Origin of the sequence: Micromonospora vulcania (assembly GCF_042658605.1) — a bacterium.
In the GTDB taxonomy this organism is placed as follows: domain Bacteria; phylum Actinomycetota; class Actinomycetes; order Mycobacteriales; family Micromonosporaceae; genus Micromonospora; species Micromonospora vulcania.
In genome coordinates this window covers 141,234-159,145 of record NZ_JBHSQS010000010.1, presented here as the reverse complement: position 1 = coordinate 159,145, position 17,912 = coordinate 141,234, and the positions used below count along the sequence as shown (strand labels likewise).

Sequence of the window (17,912 nt, the reverse complement as noted above, 5' to 3'; positions counted from 1 at the left end):
CGCGTGACCAACGGGGTAACCAGGCCTGGTGATCGCACAGCCGGTGCGATCACGAGTCCCATCGATGAGACGGCCCGAACCACAGGCGGTCAGACCGGTCCGGCGCGAGCGGAGATACCTGATTCCGCCGCTTTGCTCTGCTTCGACAGACGCAACACTGGGCGGCCCAAAGTGTTGCGTGGGGTGAAGCAGAGCAAAGGGAGCCGAAGACGGCTCAGGTGGTGACTGACGGGCCGGTTCAGCGGGCCGGCAGAATTGTCCCGGTGACCTCGCCGAGGGCGACGGTGGTGCCGTCCGGGCCCGGAGCGGTGGCCGTGATGGTCACCGTGTCACCGTCGGCGAGAAACGTACGGCTCTCATCGCCGAGCTGCACCGGCTCGGCCCCGCCCCAGGTCAGCTCCAGGAACGAGCCGACCTGCTCCCGGGTCGGGCCGGAGACGGTGCCCGAGGCGTACAGGTCACCGGTGCGCAGGGACGCGCCGTTGACGGTGAGGTGCGCCAACTGCTGTGCCGGGGTCCAGTACATGGTCGCGAACGGCGGCTCACTGACCCGCTCGCCGTTCCACTCGACCGCCAGCGCCAGGTCCAGCCCCAGGTGCGGCACGTCCCGCAGGTAGTCGACCACCGGCGGGTCCTGCTCCGGGGCCGGCACGAAGGCGTCGGCGAGCGCGTCCAGCGGTGTCACCCAGGCGGATACCGACGTGGCGAAGGACTTGCCCAGGAACGGGCCGAGCGGCTGGTACTCCCAGGCCTGGATGTCCCGGGCCGACCAGTCGTTGACCAGCACCACGCCGAAGACATGGTCGGCGAAGTCGTCGGCGGCCACCCGGGCGCCCAGCGGGCTGGGTACGCCCACCACGAACCCGACCTCGGCCTCGATGTCGAGGCGTACCGACGGGCCGGTGACCGGGCCCTCGGCGGAGGCGCGCTGGCCGATGGGGCGGACCACCGGCGTACCGGACACCACCACCGTGCCGGCCCGCCCGTGGTAGCCGATCGGCAGGTGCTTCCAGTTCGGCAGCAGCGGCGGCTGGCCCGGACGGAAGATCTGCCCGACGTTGCCCGCGTGGTGCTCCGAGGAGTAGAAGTCGACGTAGTCGGCCACCTCGACGGGGAGCAGCAGCTCCACCTCGTCCAGCGGCACCAGCAGGGGCTCCACGGCCGGGCGGTGTGCCGGGTCGGTCAGCAGCTCGATGATCCGTTGCCGCACCGCGGTCCACTGCGGACGGCCCAGCGCCATGAAGTCGTTCAGGGTGGGTCGGCCGAGCGTGCCGGCGGCCAGCACCAGGTCGGCGGCCTCCGCGGCGGCGAGGTCGAGCACCCACGAGGAGATCCGTACGCCGATCCGCGGCCGGCCCCCGTCCTGCCGGAACACCCCGTACGGCAGGTTCGTCACTCCGTACGGCGATCCGTCGGCGCCGGTCACCCAGGTCATGCGTCGTAGCCCCCGTTCACCAGCCCCAGCCGGATCAGATCGGTCAGTGGTTCCAGGATGCTGCACGAGCCGAAGCCGACCCAGAGCGGGCGGGGCACGTCCAGCCGTCCACTGGTTCGGTTCAGCAGCGGGCGCGGGTCGGTCACGGTGAGCAGCTCGGTGACCACGTCCACGCCGTCCCCCTCGGCGGCGGCCAGGGTCGCCGCCAGCACGTTGGCGTAGCCGTGGTGGGTGAACCCGGTCGTCGGGTCGAGGTGCCGGACCGCCTGGTGCAGCCCTGCGGTGAGCTTGAACGGCAGGTCCCGGTCCCGGCAGGCGCAGATGACCGCGGCCAGCTCGGCCGGGGTCGGGAACAGCTCGGAGGCCAGCCCGCCGGTACGGAACTTCGCCGCGATCGGCATCCCGTCAGCACGAGCGGCGGCGAGGGCATCCAGCGCGCCCATCAGCCCGAAGGTCAGCGGCAGCTCGGCGTAGACGGCCTCGACGCCCGGCAGGGTGCCGGTCGCCCGCAGCAGTTCGGCGATGCCGGGCAGCGGATCCTCGCCCCGCTTGGCGACCGCCACCTCGACCTGCCGGGCGGTGACATCGTCCGGGGCCAGGAACGACAGCGCGCCGGACAGGCCCGCGATCCCGGTGTCGCCGATCACCCCGACCACCAGGCCCTCGCCGGGGTCGACGAGTTCGCTCAGGTCGCCGCGGGTCAGCGTCGAGGCCGGGAGCAGCAGCGGACCGACCAGGTCGGCGTACCAGGCGGTGCGGTACCCACGGTGCGCGAGCACGGCGTCGGGCAGCTCGGCGCTGCCCGGTGGGAAGACGGCGGCGTCGTCCACCAGGCCGTCGAGGAGTGCGGGCACCTGCGTTGACACGGAACAAGAATGTACGGGACGCTACAAGGAACGGACAACAGCGTCCGATTATCGGACGCCACCGGCCGGTGAACGGGACCTATCGGGAGGCGAGATGCCGTACTACCGCAGCGTCGGCGAGGTGCCGCGTAAGCGCCACACCCAGTTCCGCCAGCCCGACGGCAGCCTCTACGCCGAGGAGCTGATGGGTCAGGAGGGCTTCTCCTCCGACTCGTCGCTGCTCTACCACCGGTACGCGCCGACCGCGATCCTGGCCGCCGACGAGTTCACCCCGCCGGCGTCCACCCGCTCGCCGAACCTGCCGCTCAAGCCCCGCCACCTGCGTACCCACAAGCTCGACGCCGGTAGCGCCGACCCGGTCCTCGGCCGGCAGTACCTGCTCGCCAACGACGACGTCCGGATCGGGTACGTGCTCGCCGACCGGCCCTCGCCGCTCTTCCGCGACGCCACCGGCGACCACTGCCTCTATATCGAGGCGGGCACTCTGCGGGTCGAGTCGCCGTTCGGCGTGCTGGACGCGGTCGCTGGCGACTACGTCGTCATCCCCACCTCGACCATCCACCGGCTGGTGCCCACCGGCGACCAGCCCGTCCGGCTGCTCACCATCGAGGCGGCCGGGCACATCGGCCCGCCCAAGCGCTACCTCTCGGTACGCGGCCAGTTCCTGGAGCACTCGCCGTACTGCGAGCGCGACGTCCGGGGCCCGGACGCCCCGCTGCTCGTCGACGACGAGGAGGTCGAGGTGCTGGTCCGCCACCGCCGTGGTTGGACCCGCTACGTCTACGCCAACCACCCGTTCGACGTGGTCGGCTGGGACGGCCACCTCTACCCGTGGGCGTTCTCCATCCACGACTTCGAGCCGATCACCGGCCGGATCCACCAGCCCCCGCCGGTGCACCAGACCTTCCAGGGGCCGAATTTCGTGATCTGCTCATTCGTGCCCCGCAAGGTGGACTACCACCCGGACTCGATCCCGGTGCCGTACAACCACCACAACGTCGACTCCGACGAGATGCTCTTCTACACCGGCGGCAACTACGAGGCCCGGCGCGGCTCCGGCATCGAGCAGGGCTCGATCTCGCTGCACCCGTCCGGCTTCACCCACGGCCCACAGCCGGGTGCGGCCGAGCGTTCCATTGGTGCGGACTACTTCGATGAGCTGGCCGTCATGGTCGACACCTTCCGCCCACTGGACCTCTGCGACGCGGCCCGCGCCTGTGAGGACGACGGCTACGCCTGGACCTGGGCGCGTCGCGCCTGACGGATCAGCGGATGGCGGTGCGGGTGAAGACCGCGAACTCGGCGATCGCCGTGGCGACGACGGCCAGCACCAGTGGCCACGGCGAGCCGACCACCGCGTACACCAGCAGCAGCAGCGGCGCGGCCGCCACCCCGTAGACCGCCAGGGCCATCGTCCGGTCCGAACGCAGCAGGTCCGGTAGGACGGTCCGGGTCAGCCCCGGCAGCCGGGCGCCGAGCTGCCAGACCACGATCCCGCCGGTGAGCGCGGCGAGCACCGCCAGCACGCGGGAGAACCCGTCGTTCGCCGAGGCCGCGAACGCCACCAGCACCGCTGCCACCAGCGACCAGCCCGCACCGTAGAGCACCAAACGGTGCAGGCCGGCGGCGATGGTCCGCCCGGAATCCATTCGCTTCGGGCCGATCGTGGCCGCCTCGGCGAGATATTCCAACGCCTGGGCCCAGCGGTGCCGCTCAAGTCGGATGACACCCACGTCGTGTCCGGTCTCGGCGAGGCGTGGGTCGAGCCGCAGCGCCTCCCGGTAGGCCCGCTCGGCCAGGTCGAACAGCTCCAGCCGGGCCGCCACCAGGCCGAGCACGAGATGCGCTTCGGGCTCCTCCGGTGCCAGCTCGACCGCACGCCAGGCCGCGTTCAGCGCCGGCTGACCGTTGCGCGAGCCGGCCAGGATCGCCGCCGCGCTGCGTTGGGCGTACGCGTCGGCCGTGCCGAGCGCGAGGATCCGGTCGGCGGTGGCGGCCGACTCGGGGTAGCGCTCCAGGTCGGACAGCGCCATGCCACGGATGACCAGCGGCGGGACCGCCTCGGGCGCGGCGGCCACGGCAGCGTCGGCGGCGGTGAGCGCGTCGGCCGGTCGACCAGCGGCCAGGTGCACCCGGGCCAGCATGAGGAGTGCGTCCCGGTCAGCCGGTTCCAGGGCGAGCGCGTCGGTCAACTCCCCGGCCGCCTCGTCATGGCGACCGAGTTCGGCGAGGAGTTGGGCCCGGTGGAGATGGCCGTCGGCGGCGGACCGGTCGGGAACGGGGTCGCTGGACATCGCGGCGAGCCTAGGCGGCCGGGGCGTCGTACACCAGGGCCACCGCGATGCCGGCGAGCCCTTCGCCCCGACCCGTGAACCCGAGCCCGTCGGTGGTCGCCGCGGAGACGGTCACCGGCGCGCCGACGGCGGCGGAGAGCACCCGCTGGGCCTCCTCGCGGCGCGGGCCGATCTTGGGCCGGTTACCGACGATCTGCACGGACACGTTGCCGATGGCCAGCCCGGCGGCCCGCACCCGGCGGGCCGTCTCGGTCAGCAGGGCGACCCCGGACGCGCCGGCCCACTCCGGCTGCCCCACCCCGAAGGTGGAGCCGAGATCGCCGAGACCGGCGGCGGAGAGCAACGCGTTGCAGGCGGCGTGCGCGGCCACGTCGGCGTCCGAATGCCCGGCCAGACCGTCCTGGTCGGGCCAGAGCAGGCCGGCCACCCAGCACGGCCGACCGGGCGCGAACGCGTGCACGTCGGTGCCGACGGCCACCCGGGGAACGATCATGATCAGAGGGTACGCGTCATCCGCCGGCGGCCAGCAGGTGCTCCGCCAGCGCCAGGTCGAACGGTCGAGTGATCTTCAGCGCGTACTCCGAACCGGGTACGCAACTCACCTCGACGCCCTGCTTCTCGACCAGGCCGGCGTCGTCGGTGAGCGGATCTCCCGCCGCGGCGTGCGCGGCGGTGAGCACGGCCCGACGGAAACCCTGCGGGGTCTGCACCGCACGCAGGGCGGACCGGTCGACGGTGCCGAGGACCACCTCTTCGGCACCGACCTCCTTGATCGTGTCGACGACCGGCAGCACCGGGATCACCGCGGCCCGACCGGCACGGACCGCCGCGGCGACGGATTCGACCAGCTCCGGTGGGGTGAGTGCGCGGGCGGCGTCGTGCACGAGGACGATCTGAGGGCCGGCGGGTACCGCGGCCAGCGCGGCGGCCACCGACGCCTGCCGCTCCGCGCCACCGGGCACCACGATCACCGGTGCCACCGGGGCGAGCAGCTCTCGGACGGCCAGCACCTCGGCGGCGGGCGCGGCCACCACGATCGTGTGCACCGAGGGCGCGGCGGCCAGTCGACGCACGGCGTGCACCAGCAGTGGCTCGCCGGCGAGCAGGCGCAGCGCCTTGGGTCGGCCGGGGCCGAGCCGTACGCCGGCACCCGCCGCAGGAACAAGGACCGCGACGTCACCGCGCGGATTGAGCTGCGCGGTCACGTCGCGGTCCTCGGTGGTTTCTTCGCTACGAATCGGGTACGACGATGCTGTGCGGACTAGGCCTCGGTGAGGACCTTGTCGAGCAGCGTCTCCGCCTCGTCCTTGGTGCTCTTCTCCGCCAGCGCGACCTCGCCGACGAGAATGTCGCGTGCCTTGGCCAGCATGCGCTTCTCGCCCGCGGAGAGGCCCCGCTCCCGCTCCCGACGCCACAGGTCGCGAACGACCTCGGCGACCTTCAGCGGGTTGCCGGAGGCGAGCTTCTCCAGATTGGCCTTGTAACGCCGCGACCAGTTGGTCGGCTCCTCGGTGTGCGGGGCCCGAAGAACGTCGAAGACCTTGCCCAGGCCCTCTTCGCCGACCACCTCACGCACACCCACGATCTCGGCGTTCTCGGCCGGCACCCGGACCGTCAGGTCACCCTGCGCGACCCTCAGGACGAGGTATTGCTTAGGCTCGCCCTTGATGACCCGAGTCTCGATTGCCTCGATGAGTGCGGCCCCGTGGTGGGGGTAAACAACGGTCTCGCCGACACTGAAAACCATAGGTTCGAAACCCCTTTCGCTGTGTCTAGGGTAACACGGTCAGGCACCGATGTCTCACCCATGTCCTGACCGTTGGCGCAGCTCAGGGGCCCTGTGAGAGGTCTTTCTTCAGCTTGACAGGCGGTCAAACCGATGGTTCGAACACGCTCCGTAACGCACGGATAACTTCCCGATACGGGTGAACAGAACGTCGAGATCAAGGGCTATGCGCTCCTCCCATGGTATCCCGCCCGGCGGGACTGCGCCCAGATGTAGCGGGAGGTGCCCCCGGTGCGGGACCCTGGAGTCCGAAGCGCACTCCGCTCTCGAGACGCTGCCAGGGGGTGTCCGATGGGCAAGCCGGACGCAGAGGGCCACGGTTCATCCGACGGGCTGCCCGACCTGCCGCCCGAGTGGGGTCGGGTGGTGGTCCCCGACGACGCCTCCGCGCTCGCGGCCGAGGCTGCCCAGATCCGCCGCGAACTGCGCCGGGCTTCCGGACGACCGGGCGACCACCGGGCCCTGGCCCTGCCGCTGCTGGTCCTGCTGGTGGCGGTGCTCACCACGCTGGCCGGCCTGCTCGCGGTCACCTGGCCGCGCGCCAACCGCGGCAACGACCGTCCGGCCCCCACGCCGTTCGCACCACCCGCCTCGCTCACCGGGCGAGCGCTGCCCGCACTCGACCTGGTCGACGCCGGCCAGGCGCCGGTGCCGTTGCGCGGCCTCCTGCCCGCCATGATCATCCTGGTGGACGGCTGCCCGTGTCCGGACCGCGTCGCCGACGCCGCAGCGGTGGCGCCGCTCGGAGTGGCCGTGGTCACCGTGTCCGGAGGGCGGACGGTCGCGACCGTGCCGTCGTCACCCGGCAGGGACGTACGCGCGCTGGCCGACCCCACCGGCGGCCTGCGCTCGTTCCTGGGTCAGCCGGCCCGCCCCGGCACCGCGACCGCACTGCTCGTCGACCGCGCCGGCGTGGTGACCCGGGTGCTGCCCGAGCTGGGCCCGGTGGAGACATACCGGGAAGATCTCACCGCACTGGCCGCCTGAGCTGCGGGCTGCGGGCTGCGGGCGGCGGGTCAGGGCAGCTCGACGAGCTGTGCCTCGGCGTCGACCGGCCGCGTGCCCGTCGTGGACAGCGACACCCGGATCGGCCCGCCGATCGGCGTCACCTCGGCGGTCTCGACCCTGCCGTCGCAGTCGATCCGGGACGGCCCGGTGGTCCGGGCTCCGGTGACCACCAGCAGCATGGTGCCCGGGTGGGTGCACCGGACCTGGAGCAGGTAACGGTTGCCGGCCTCGCCGGCGGACTGCCGGATCACGCTCTCGCCGGGGGTGAGCGTCGTCCGTTCGCGCCAGATCGTCGCGCTGAACGCGGACAGCTCGCTCGACGGGTCCGCCCGGCTCGAGGGCTCATCCGGAGCCTCGATGACACCCCGGGTCAGGCCGGTGGCCGGGTCGACGATGGAGACCACCTGGTCGCCCTCCAGCCGGATGATCTCACCCGTCTCGCCATCCACGCGCGCGGTGAACCCCGAGTCGGACGTAACAACCAGCGCACGATCCAGCGCGGTGCTGACGGTCGGCGTCACGGCTGGCTCGGCGGTCGGTTGACGAGCCGAACCGGCCGTGGTGGGCGCCTCGGCCCGCCACCACCAGCCGCCGACGGCGAGGGCGGTCAGGGTCACGCCGACCAGCACCGCCGAGCGGAGCCGATCGTCCGCGGCCATCTCCATGCCGTGAGCCTACCGGCCGGCCCGTCGGACGATCAGTCCTGTCGATCGAGCAGCACGGCGTACAGGGTGAGGCCGGGGCCGAACGCCAACATGACGATCCGCCGAGGTGCGTCCGCCGCTCGGAGCAGCCGGTCCAGGATCAGCAGCACGGTGGGCGACGAGCAGTTGCCGTGCTCGTCGAGCGTCGCCCGGGACGCCGCCAGCGCCTGCGGTGGCAGGGCGAGTTCCCGCTCGACCACGTTGAGGATGCGGGGGCCGCCCGGGTGCACCGCCCAGCCGTCCACCTCGGAGACGGTGGTGCCGTGCCGCGCCAGCAGGTCGTCGATCAGCCCGCGTACGTGCCGGGAGAGCACCTGCGGCACCTTCGGCGACAGACCCATCCGGAACCCGGTGTCGGTGACGTCCCAGGTCATGTGGTCCGCGGTGGAGGTGTCGGTGACCGAGGTGACCTCGCGCAGCGCGTACCCCCGGCCACCCGGCACCACCACGGCGGCGACCGCGGCGTCCGAGAAGAGCGCGTGCGAGACGATCTGCTGGGTGTCCACCCGGGCGCTGGACGGCTGGAGGTGCAGGCTGGTCAGCTCCGCGCAGAGCAGCAACGCGGGGCGCCCCCGGGCGGTGACGAAGTCGCTCGCCGCGCCCAGCCCCGGCAACGCCGCGTAGCAGCCCATGTGGCCGACGAACATCCGCTGGGTGTCCGGGGCCATGCCGAGGTCCCGGGCGAGCAGGATGTCCAGCCCCGGGGTGGCGTACCCGGTGCAGGAGCAGACGATGAACAACCCCACGTCGCCGGCGCCCAGCCCGGCCGCGGTCAGCGCGCGGCCGACCGCCTCCTTGCCCAGCGGTAGCGCCTCCACCTGGTAGCGCCGCATCCGGCGCTCGGTCGGCCAGTCCGAGGCGTCCTCCAGCAGCGGATTGACCGCGGCCTGTCGCCGGGTCACCCCCGAGTTCGCGAAGATCCGCTGGGCCAACGACCGGGTGGTGCCGGAGAAGTGCCGGGAGAAGAAGCCCTCCCACAACTCATGCTGCGAGGCGGACGGCGGCTGCGCCGCCCCGAGCCCCGCGATCACTGGTACGGGCACGATCGCCACCTCTCGTCAGACGCTGTCCTCCCCCGATCCATGCCCCCGGCCACCTCCGCCGGCAGTTCCCGCACTCCCGTCGAACCCCACCGGCTCACCAACGCGGAGCCGACCCGTCGCGGTCCGGGTCGCCGCCCAGTGCGGCGATGCCAAGCCAGTCGGCGCAGACATCCGAGGTGGCCGGGTGCAGTGAGCCACAGCGGGCGTCCCGGTAGAGCCGCTCCAGTGGATGGCCGCGCCGGGTCGCCGAGGTGCCGGCCGCCTCCAGCATGGACGCGGCCACCTCCGCTGCCGTGGTGCCGGCGAGCAGCTTGGCCCGCCACACCCAACGGTTGGTCTCCGCGTCGCCCGGCGCCTCGTCCACCCGACGGGCCGCCTCGGCCACCACCAGCTCGGCCGCCGCCGTCGCCGCGTCCGCCCGACCGAGCCGGGCCCGCACCGCCGGCAGACCGGCCAGGTTGCGGGCGTTGAGGTGCTCGGCCGCCGCGTCGATCGACGCCCGGGCCACCCCCACGTAGACGGCCGCGTAGCTGGCCACCAGCCAGTGCGGCATCAACTGGGCGACCACCAGTGCCAGCCCCTCCACCCCGCCGAGCAGACGGTCGGTCGGGACGGCGACGTCCAGGTGCAGGTCGTGTGAGGAGGTGGCGCGCATCCCGAGCGCGTCCCAGGTCGGCTCGACGGTCAGCCCCGCCGGACCAGCCGGCACCAGGAACTGGGAGACCACCGACTGGTCGGCGGCACTTCGCGCGGCCACCAGGTAGCCGTCGGCGTGCCCAGCGCCCGAGCAGAAGGTCTTGCTGCCCTTGAGGTGCCAGCCCTCGTCGGTCGACTCGTAGACCGTGCTCAGTTGCGAGAGCCGGGCACCGGCGCCACGCTCACTCATCGCCACCGCGTACCAGGAGCCCTGCGCCGCGGCGGTGAGCAGCCGGTCGCGGGCTGCCAGCGCCTCGGTCGGCACACCCAGCGCCTCGGCCAACTCCTCGGTGACCGCGCCCAGGGCACCGGTCACCGAGGCGTGCATGTTGAACACCAGGGCGGTCGCGCCGTTGCCCCGGGCCAGCTCGGTGGCCACCGCGGCGTACTCGGCGAAGGTGGCGCCCTGGCCGCCGAGCGCGCGGGGCACCATCAGACCGAACAGGCCGGCCTCCCGCAGGTCACGGAAGTCCTCGACCGGGAAGGACCCATCCCGGTCGTGCTCCGCGGCCCGCGCGGCGAACCGCGGCGCCAACCGGCGGGCCGCCTCCAGCGCGTGCACCGTCATAATGCCCCCTTCTCGGCGTCCCTTACCCCCGCCCCGGGCGGACTATCCGTTGCGGACCCCCCGGCCCTGGTAGAGCACGGCGGTGGACCTGGTCGGGACGATGCGCGGGGTGCGGCCGGCGGTCACCGCGCCGGGCCGTCGGGCCGCTCGTGCCCGCCGCAGCAGCCAGCCGACCAGGCCGCCGACCTGCGGCCGGATGCCCCGTAGGCGCAGCTCGACGCCGTGCCGCGCGCACTCGGCGACCAACGACCGTGCGTCCACGAACAACTGTGGATCATGGATGCCGCGCGGCACCGTCGGCAGTCGCTCGCCGATCCGCACCGCGACCAGCCGAGCCAACGCCGTGTCGTTGAGGGTGTCCAGCACCAGGACACCCCCCGGGCGCAGCAACCGACACGCCTCGGCCACCGCGCGCGGCCAGGCCGGCACGTGTTCCAGGAGCTCACCCGCGGAGACCACGTCGGCGCAGCCGTCGGGGAGCGGGACCGCGGTGACATCGGCCTGCAGCACAGTCACCCCGTGCTCGGCGGCTTGGACCAGGGCTGATCGGGTCAGGTCGACCCCGACGTGCCGGTAGCCCTTGCCGGCCAGGTGCGGCGCGAGCAGCCCGGCACCGCAGCCCAGGTCGACCAGCAGCGCGTCGGGACGGGTGGCCGGCGGCACCAGCGCCGCGCGGGCCTCAGCCAGCCAGTGCAGCATCGCGAACGCGCCGTCCGGCCGCCACCACTCACCGGCCAGGTCGTCGTACTGGCGCGGATCGTTGCGCGGCAGCACCCGGGGGCCGGTGGACGCCGGGGCCGCAGCCACGTCTCGCATGGCTCCGAGCGTGGCACGACTGCTCGGTAACGACCAGACTTCCCTTATGTCGTCGAGGGTGTTAGGGCTGGTCAGGGCGAGCCATCCGGAACCGACCGCGGCGGTGACCACGGTGGCCGGTCTGCTGGCCTGGGGAGTGGGGCACCGGCTGGCCGGAATCGCCTCCGTGGTGCTCGCCGTGCTGGCCAGCCAACTCGCCGTCGGCTGGACCAACGACGCGCTGGACGCCGACCGGGACGCCACGGTGGGGCGTACCGACAAACCGGTCGCCGCTGGCGCGGTCAGCCGGCGCACGACGGCCTGGGCCGCGGCGGCGGCCGCGGTGTCCTGCCCGCTGCTGGCGCTGACCACGAACCCCACGGCGGCGCTCTGGCTCACCATCGCCCTGGTCTCCGCGCTGCTCTACGACTGGCCACTCAAGGCGACCGCGTTCTCGGTGCTGCCGTACGCGGTCTCGTTCGGCGCGTTGCCCGCCTTCGTGGTGCTGGCGCTGCCCGGCGAGCCGACGCCGCCGGTCTGGCTGCTGGCGGCGGCGGCCTGCCTGGGTGCCGGCGCGCACTTCGCGAACGTGCTGCCCGACCTGACCGACGACGCCCGGACCGGGGTGCGCGGCCTGCCGCACCGGCTGGGCGCGGCCGGCAGCCGAGCCGCGGCGGCCGGGCTGCTCCTCGCGGCGACGGCGGCCCTGGTCCTCGGGCCACCCGGGCCGCCGTCGGCGGTCGGGATCGCGGCGGTCGGCACCGCCGCCGTGGTGCCGGCACTGAGTTGGTACGCCGGCCGCTCGGCGTCCCGGGCCGGCCGGCGACCGGTCGCGGCCTTCCGCGCGGTGATGCTGGTGGCCCTCATCGACGTGGTCCTGCTGGTGGCGAGCGGTCGGGTGGTGTGACCGGCACCCGGGGAGGTGGCATTACCGGGTCCGCGTGCGGGCCTCGATCAGCCCCAACTACCCTGGAGCGCGGTCTGCGCGGGTATGGCCACCGTGCCCGGCGTGCGGCCCGGGTGGGGATTGTGACGAGGAGGACCGACGTGACGCGCTCGATCAGGGGATCCCGGCGGGCGGCCCTGCTGCTGTCCGGGATGGCGGCGGCCACCAGCCTGCTGGTGTCCGGGTGCGGCGCCGGTCAGATCGCCGAGACCGCGGCCAAGTCGCCGTCGACCCAGGGCGTCGACCTCTCGGCCGGTGACGGCGTCTTCGGCGTACGTGGGCTGCTGGTGAACTACCCGGGCACCGAGGGCTACAAGGCCGGCCAGGACGCCCTGCTCAACGCCGTCCTCTTCAACGACTCGAAGGACACGGTGACGGTCACCGTCACCACCCAGAGCGCCCGCGAGGTGGTGATCAGCGGCGGCTCGGCGAGCCCGTCGCCGTCGGCCTCGGAGTCGGCCTCCGCCAGCCCGTCGACGTCCGAATCGGGCTCCCCGAGCCCGTCGACGTCCGAATCGGGCTCCCCGAGCCCCTCGGCGTCCGGGTCCTCGTCCCGCTCCGCCAGCCCGTCGGCGACCCCGTCCGAGACCGGGTCGTCCTCGGCCACCCCGTCCGCCCCGGAGTCGGCCCGGGCGTCGGGCTCGGCGAGCCCGTCCACGCCGGGTCAGCCGGCCCGGATCACGCTGGCTCCGCTGAGCTACCTCCAGCTCAACGAGGAGGCCACGCAGCAGCTTCGGCTGATCGGCCTGACCGAGGCGCTGCGCTCCGGTCAGAACGTCCTGGTGACCTTCGACTTCGGCAACGGCAACACGGTCACCGGGCCCGCGCCGATCGCGGTGCCGCTCACCCCGGCGGCGCCCGCCTCGCCGATCATCGAGCGTGAGGGCGGCCACGAGGGCGGCGAGGAGTCCAGCCACGGCGGCTGACCAAACCCCGACATCGAAAACGCCCCCGCGTGGTGACCACCACGCGGGGGTGTTTTCGTCGTACGTGAGGACTAGCGTCCTGATGTGACCACCTCCCGATCGACCTCTCCGCGCGGCACGGCGGGCGGAGCCCGCGGTCGGTCCGCCACCCGCGAGCCGCGCCCGGCCTACGAGTGCGACGCCTGCGGCCACCAGCCGCCCAAGTGGGTGGGGCGCTGCCCGGAGTGCGGTGAGTGGGGCGCAGTGGTCGAGTCCACGCTGACCGGCCCGACCGTCGCCGGCCGGGTGGTCAGCTCCCGGCTCCCGTCCGAGCCGGCCCGGCCGATCGCCACCATCAGCGCCGCACCGGCCCGCGCCCGACCGACCGGCGTCAGCGAGCTCGACCGGGTGCTCGGCGGCGGCCTGGTTCCGGGTGCGGTGGTGCTGCTCGCCGGCGAGCCCGGCGTGGGCAAGTCGACCCTGCTGCTGGACGTGGCCCAGCAGTGGGCCATCGGTGCCGGCAGCCCCTCACTGGTGGTCAGCGGGGAGGAGTCGGTCAGTCAGGTGCGGCTGCGCGCCGAGCGGATGGGCACCCTGCACGACCAGCTCTACCTGGCGGCCGAGAGTGACCTGGGGGCGGTGCTCGGGCACCTCGACGCGGTCAAGCCGGGCCTGCTCGTGCTCGACTCGGTGCAGACCATCTCGACCACCGGCACCGAGGGCGTGCCCGGCGGGGTGACCCAGGTCCGGGCGGTCACCGCCGCGCTGGTCGCGGTCGCCAAGGAGCGGGGCATCGCCACCGTGCTGGTCGGGCACGTCACCAAGGACGGTCAGGTCGCCGGGCCCCGGGTGCTGGAGCACCTGGTCGACGTGGTGCTGCACTTCGAGGGCGACAAGCACTCGTCGCTCCGGCTGGTGCGCGGCGTCAAGAACCGGTTCGGCGCGGCGGACGAGGTCGGCTGCTTCGAGATGCACGAGGGCGGCATCAGCAGCCTGGCCGACCCGTCCGGGCTGTTCCTGACCCGCTACTCGGAGCCGGTGCCGGGCACCTGCGTCACGGTGGCGATGGAGGGTCGCCGGGCCCTGGTCACCGAGGTGCAGGCGCTGATCGGCGCGACGGTGGCCGGTTCGCCTCGGCGTACGGTCTCCGGTCTCGACTCGGCCCGGCTGGCGATGGTGCTCGCGGTGCTGCAACGCCGCACCGAGCGGCTGACCCTGCACGACCGGGAGGTCTTCGCGGCCACCGTGGGTGGCATCCGGGTCGTGGAACCGGCGGCGGACCTGGCGGTCGCTCTGGCGGTCGCCTCGGGCGGGCTCAACCTGGCCATCGCGCCGCACCTGGTGGCGATCGGCGAGGTGGGGCTGACCGGCGAGGTGCGCCGGGTCGGTGCGGTGCCGCGCCGGCTGGCCGAGGCGGCCCGGCTGGGCTTCAAGGTGGCCCTGGTCCCGCCCGGTTGCGGCCCGGCCAGCACCGGCGCCGGTCCCGAGCAGATGCGGGTGACCGAGGTCACCGACGTCCGCTCGGCCCTGCACCATGCGGCCCGCGCGTCCGCCGAGTGACCCAGTGTGCCGGCGAAGATGGCTTCGACGGGGCGATACCGGGCAGCACGTCCGCAAGCGGAAATCGGCTGGAAGGGCGGCATCGTGACACATCACAGTAACCACGACAGCACCCACCGCACGGCAGTCCGTAGACTGTGCCCGTGCCGATCGACCGCGATACCACCAAGCCTGCCGGCGCGCCGCCCCAGGCCCGCGCCGGCGCCGTGGGCTCGCCCGCCCGCCCGATCAGCGTGAGCGTGACCGCTGGCGCCGGGGGCGCCGGAGATCCCCTACGGGCCAACCTTGCCCTGATGGCACCCGGCACCGCGCTGCGCGACGGTCTGGAGCGCATCCTGCGCGGCCGCACGGGCGCGCTCATCGTGCTCGGTTACGACAAGGTCGTCGAGGGTCTGTGCACCGGCGGCTTCCCGCTCGACGTGGAGTTCTCGGCGACCCGGGTCCGTGAGCTGTGCAAGATGGACGGCGCCGTGGTGCTCTCCAGCGACGGCACCCGCATCGTCCGGGCGGCAGTGCACCTGATGCCCGATCCGTCCATCCCGACGGAGGAGTCCGGCACCCGGCACCGCACCGCGGAGCGGGTGGCCCGGCAGACCGGCTACCCGGTCATCTCGGTCAGCCAGTCGATGCGGATCATCAGCCTCTACGTCAACGGTCAACGGCACGTGCTCGACGACTCGGCGGCGATCCTCTCCCGGGCCAACCAGGCGTTGGCGACCCTGGAGCGCTACAAGCTCCGACTGGACGAGGTCTCCGGCACGCTCTCCGCACTCGAGATCGAGGATCTGGTCACCGTACGGGACGCGGTGGCTGTGGTGCAGCGACTGGAGATGGTTCGCCGGATCGCCGACGAGATCGCCGGCTACGTGGTCGAGCTGGGCACCGACGGCCGACTGCTCGCCCTCCAGCTCGACGAGCTGATGGCCGGCGTGGACGCCGACCGGACGCTGGTCATCCGGGACTACCTCCCGGTCGGCCGCAAGTCGCGCACCCTGGACGAGGCGCTGGTCGAGCTGGATCTGCTCGGCGCCACCGAGCTGATCGACCTGGTGTCGGTGGCCAAGGCGATCGGCTACCCGGCCGCGTCGGACGCCCTGGACGCGGCGGTCAGCCCTCGGGGCTTCCGGCTGCTGGCCAAGGTGCCCCGGCTGCCGGTGGCGGTGGTCGACCGCCTGGTGGTGCACTTTGGCAGCCTTCAGCGGCTGCTGGGCGCGACGGTGGAGGACCTGCAGGCCGTCGAGGGGGTCGGCGACGCCCGGGCCCGAGGCGTCCGGGAGGGGCTGTCCCGGCTCGCCGAGGCATCCATCCTGGAGCGGTACGTCTGATCCGGCTGGCTCAGCCGGTGATGGTGAGCTTCACCGGCTCGCTCAGCTTGGTGCCGACCCGCGCGAACACCTGGTACGTCCCGGCCGCCGGGAAGGGCCCCGCGGCGAGCCCGGACTTGTCGCACCGGGTGGTGTCCCGTCCGTTCCAGCCGACCTCGTAGGAGCGCTCGAAGTTCGGCGTGAAGGACTGTACGTCCGTGCCCTGCACCTTGCCGCAGGTGTCCGACGACCAGACCTTCTCGGCACCGGACTTGATGAAGATCTCCTGGACGTCGGCGCCGACGTCCCGGCTGCACGTCCGCTCCGAGGTGTTCTTGATCCTGAGCTGAAGATCGACCATCGCCCCGCGCTGCACCGAGGTGGGCTGCGCCACCGAGACCACGCTGATCTCCGCGTTGGTGCAGGTGCCGTCGTCCACCCCCCCGGCGGCCGTCCCCGGCGGTGGTACCGAATTGCTGGTGATCTCGGCGGTCGGTGACGACGTGTCCGGGTCGGCAGACGCGGACAGTGTCGGAGCCCCGGTCTGCGGGGTCAACACCGGCCCGGCCGGACCCGCGGACGCGGAGGGCGTCGACGTCGACGTGGCTCCCGCCTTCGGTTGGCCGCCGGATCGATTCGAGCCGGTGCAGGAGTAGAGCAGGACAATCAGGAAGAGAAGCCCCGCTCCAAGTACGACGACGCGACGCCGCCAGTACACGGCGGGTGGCAGGGGGCCGACCGTCAGACGCATGATGCCCTCCACCGTAATGGCGCTGAGCCCGCCAGCCGGGCGCGACGCGCCGGAGTGCCACCGGCACGCCCCACCGAGTCTCCATTCAGGACAATCGTGGCGATCGCCCGGTGCCTGTTCAGAGGTAGACCTTGCGCTGATAGACGGCGTGCGCACCGGCCACCCGATCCAGGAAGAGCAGCCCCGCGCAGTGGTCGATCTCGTGCTGCAACGCACGCGCCTCGAAGCCGTCGGTGACCAACCGGACCAACTCCCCGCTGCCCGGCAGGGCACCCTCCACCACCAGCCGGCTGGCACGCTTCACGTCCCCGGTCAGGTCCGGCACCGACATGCACCCCTCCCGGCCCGGCTTCCAGCGGGTGGCCTCGACCACCCGGGCGTTGCAGAGCACGAAGGTGCCGTGCACGGTGACCGCCTTCGGATGCCCCGTCACGTCGACGGCGAAGACCTGGGCGCCCACGCCGATCTGCGGTGCGGCCAGGCCGACACAGCCCGGCGAGACCCGCATGGTGGCGACCAGGTCGGCGGCCAGCCGGACGGTCTCCGGGGCGGTCGGGTCGACCTCCTCGCCGGCCCGACTCAGCACCGGGTGCGGGGCCGATACCACCGTCCGCACCTCGCCGGGCACGTCCAACGTCTCCGGCGTCCAGTCGCCCAGGCCGACGTACGTCCCGACGTTCCGGCCGGTGTCCGGCCCGCTCGCCTCGCCGGTCACAGCAGGTCCGGATCCGCCGGCCGGAGGGTTACCTCGACGCCCAACTCGGCGGCCGTGCGATGCAGCCGGCCGGTCAACGTCTCCGCTACACCGGACGGCAACTCGACCTCGGCCAGCACCACGTAGAGCGAGCCGGCCAACCGGGTGCTCAGGTCGGTGACGTTCCCGCCGGCGTCCACCAGCACCCGGGTCATCGCCGCGACGATGCCCATCCGATCCGACCCGTGCACCGCCATCACGTACGGCTCACCCACCGGAGCAACCTCGGCGTCCGGGGTGACCGCGCGTACCGTCGCCAACAGCTGCCCCTCGGCGGCCAGCGGCGCGAGCGCGGCCTCGACCTCGACGGCGGCCGGGCCGGTGCAGATCAGGGTCATCGCGAAGTGCCCGCGTAGCCGGGTCATCGTGCTGTCGGTGAGATTCGCGCCCAGCCGGGCCAGCACCTCGGCGACGTCGGCCACGATGCCCGGCCGGTCCCGGCCGATGACGGTGATCGCGAGCTCGTTCATCCGGGCATTCTCCCCGATCCGCCCGCA

Annotated in this window: 19 protein-coding genes; 6 read left to right on the top strand and 13 right to left on the bottom strand. The window is 73.0% G+C overall.

What is annotated here, in order from left to right; genetic code table 11:
- Positions 1-238: 238 nt before the first annotated feature.
- Both fahA and ACFQGL_RS18615 read right to left on the bottom strand, forming a co-directional pair.
- The gene (gene fahA, locus ACFQGL_RS18620) at positions 239-1,435 is read right to left on the bottom strand and encodes a fumarylacetoacetase (RefSeq protein ID WP_377513425.1); all 1,197 of its coding nucleotides are present in this window, start codon (positions 1,433-1,435) and stop codon (positions 239-241) included.
- Complete coding sequence (locus ACFQGL_RS18615; protein ID WP_377513423.1) at positions 1,432-2,301, bottom strand: hypothetical protein; 870 nt, start codon at positions 2,299-2,301, stop codon at positions 1,432-1,434. The genes fahA and ACFQGL_RS18615 overlap by 4 nt, the downstream gene beginning before the upstream one ends.
- Before the next feature lie 94 nt (positions 2,302-2,395).
- Between ACFQGL_RS18615 and ACFQGL_RS18610 the strand changes: the two genes are divergently transcribed.
- Entirely contained in the window at positions 2,396-3,562 is a 1,167-nt protein-coding gene (locus ACFQGL_RS18610; RefSeq protein ID WP_377513421.1) for a homogentisate 1,2-dioxygenase, read from the top strand.
- Positions 3,563-3,566: 4 nt separating this feature from the next.
- Here the strand turns inward: ACFQGL_RS18610 and ACFQGL_RS18605 are convergent, their stop codons facing one another.
- Genes ACFQGL_RS18605 through ACFQGL_RS18590 form a run of 4 tightly spaced genes read right to left on the bottom strand, consistent with a single transcriptional unit; the run spans position 3,567 to position 6,342 of the window.
- On the bottom strand, positions 3,567-4,595 hold the full coding sequence (locus ACFQGL_RS18605) for a tetratricopeptide repeat protein (protein WP_377513419.1): 1,029 nt from the start codon (positions 4,593-4,595) through the stop codon (positions 3,567-3,569).
- 10 nt (positions 4,596-4,605) lie between these two features.
- A complete protein-coding gene (gene ispF / locus ACFQGL_RS18600; protein ID WP_377513548.1) occupies positions 4,606-5,091 on the bottom strand; it encodes a 2-C-methyl-D-erythritol 2,4-cyclodiphosphate synthase in 486 nt (161 codons plus the stop codon).
- Between the two features lie 13 nt (positions 5,092-5,104).
- Positions 5,105-5,800, bottom strand: coding sequence for a 2-C-methyl-D-erythritol 4-phosphate cytidylyltransferase (gene ispD, locus ACFQGL_RS18595; protein WP_377513417.1), 696 nt, complete (start codon positions 5,798-5,800; stop codon positions 5,105-5,107).
- A 56-nt stretch (positions 5,801-5,856) separates the two neighbouring features.
- Positions 5,857-6,342, bottom strand: coding sequence for a CarD family transcriptional regulator (locus ACFQGL_RS18590; protein ID WP_007073334.1), 486 nt, complete (start codon positions 6,340-6,342; stop codon positions 5,857-5,859).
- A 330-nt stretch (positions 6,343-6,672) separates the two neighbouring features.
- On the opposite strand from ACFQGL_RS18590, the gene ACFQGL_RS18585 reads away from it, so the two are divergent.
- Positions 6,673-7,368, top strand: coding sequence for a hypothetical protein (locus tag ACFQGL_RS18585; protein ID WP_377513415.1), 696 nt, complete (start codon positions 6,673-6,675; stop codon positions 7,366-7,368).
- 29 nt (positions 7,369-7,397) lie between these two features.
- On the opposite strand, the gene ACFQGL_RS18580 is transcribed toward ACFQGL_RS18585, so the two are convergent.
- The 4 genes from ACFQGL_RS18580 to ACFQGL_RS18565 all read right to left on the bottom strand — a co-directional run bounded on the left by ACFQGL_RS18580 (position 7,398) and on the right by ACFQGL_RS18565 (position 11,216).
- Positions 7,398-8,054 (bottom strand): hypothetical protein, encoded by a 657-nt coding sequence (locus tag ACFQGL_RS18580; protein ID WP_377513413.1) that lies wholly within the window; start codon positions 8,052-8,054, stop codon positions 7,398-7,400.
- Positions 8,055-8,086: 32 nt separating this feature from the next.
- On the bottom strand, positions 8,087-9,136 hold the full coding sequence (locus ACFQGL_RS18575) for a type III polyketide synthase (protein WP_377513411.1): 1,050 nt from the start codon (positions 9,134-9,136) through the stop codon (positions 8,087-8,089).
- Between the two features lie 94 nt (positions 9,137-9,230).
- Positions 9,231-10,400, bottom strand: a complete 1,170-nt coding sequence (locus ACFQGL_RS18570; protein ID WP_377513409.1) for an acyl-CoA dehydrogenase family protein — start codon at positions 10,398-10,400, stop codon at positions 9,231-9,233.
- A 42-nt stretch (positions 10,401-10,442) separates the two neighbouring features.
- Positions 10,443-11,216 (bottom strand): class I SAM-dependent methyltransferase, encoded by a 774-nt coding sequence (locus ACFQGL_RS18565; RefSeq protein WP_377513407.1) that lies wholly within the window; start codon positions 11,214-11,216, stop codon positions 10,443-10,445.
- Between the two features lie 46 nt (positions 11,217-11,262).
- On the opposite strand from ACFQGL_RS18565, the gene ACFQGL_RS18560 reads away from it, so the two are divergent.
- The 4 genes from ACFQGL_RS18560 (at position 11,263) to disA (ending at position 15,931) form a co-directional block, all read left to right on the top strand.
- Entirely contained in the window at positions 11,263-12,102 is an 840-nt protein-coding gene (locus ACFQGL_RS18560; RefSeq protein ID WP_377513405.1) for a UbiA family prenyltransferase, read from the top strand.
- A 140-nt stretch (positions 12,103-12,242) separates the two neighbouring features.
- The gene (locus ACFQGL_RS18555; protein WP_377513403.1) at positions 12,243-13,067 is read left to right on the top strand and encodes a hypothetical protein; all 825 of its coding nucleotides are present in this window, start codon (positions 12,243-12,245) and stop codon (positions 13,065-13,067) included.
- An 84-nt stretch (positions 13,068-13,151) separates the two neighbouring features.
- Entirely contained in the window at positions 13,152-14,606 is a 1,455-nt protein-coding gene (gene radA / locus ACFQGL_RS18550) for a DNA repair protein RadA (protein WP_377513401.1), read from the top strand.
- 143 nt (positions 14,607-14,749) lie between these two features.
- Positions 14,750-15,931, top strand: a complete 1,182-nt coding sequence (gene disA / locus ACFQGL_RS18545) for a DNA integrity scanning diadenylate cyclase DisA (RefSeq protein ID WP_377513399.1) — start codon at positions 14,750-14,752, stop codon at positions 15,929-15,931.
- Positions 15,932-15,941: 10 nt separating this feature from the next.
- On the opposite strand, the gene ACFQGL_RS18540 is transcribed toward disA, so the two are convergent.
- The 3 genes from ACFQGL_RS18540 to ACFQGL_RS18530 all read right to left on the bottom strand — a co-directional run bounded on the left by ACFQGL_RS18540 (position 15,942) and on the right by ACFQGL_RS18530 (position 17,885).
- Positions 15,942-16,661 (bottom strand): hypothetical protein, encoded by a 720-nt coding sequence (locus ACFQGL_RS18540; protein ID WP_377513397.1) that lies wholly within the window; start codon positions 16,659-16,661, stop codon positions 15,942-15,944.
- Between the two features lie 118 nt (positions 16,662-16,779).
- Positions 16,780-17,376, bottom strand: a complete 597-nt coding sequence (locus tag ACFQGL_RS18535) for a peptide deformylase (protein ID WP_377513395.1) — start codon at positions 17,374-17,376, stop codon at positions 16,780-16,782.
- Positions 17,373-17,885: a glycine cleavage system transcriptional repressor gene (locus tag ACFQGL_RS18530; protein WP_377513393.1), complete on the bottom strand. Its 513-nt coding sequence runs from the start codon at positions 17,883-17,885 to the stop codon at positions 17,373-17,375. The genes ACFQGL_RS18535 and ACFQGL_RS18530 overlap by 4 nt, the downstream gene beginning before the upstream one ends.
- Between the last annotated feature and the right edge of the window lie 27 nt (positions 17,886-17,912).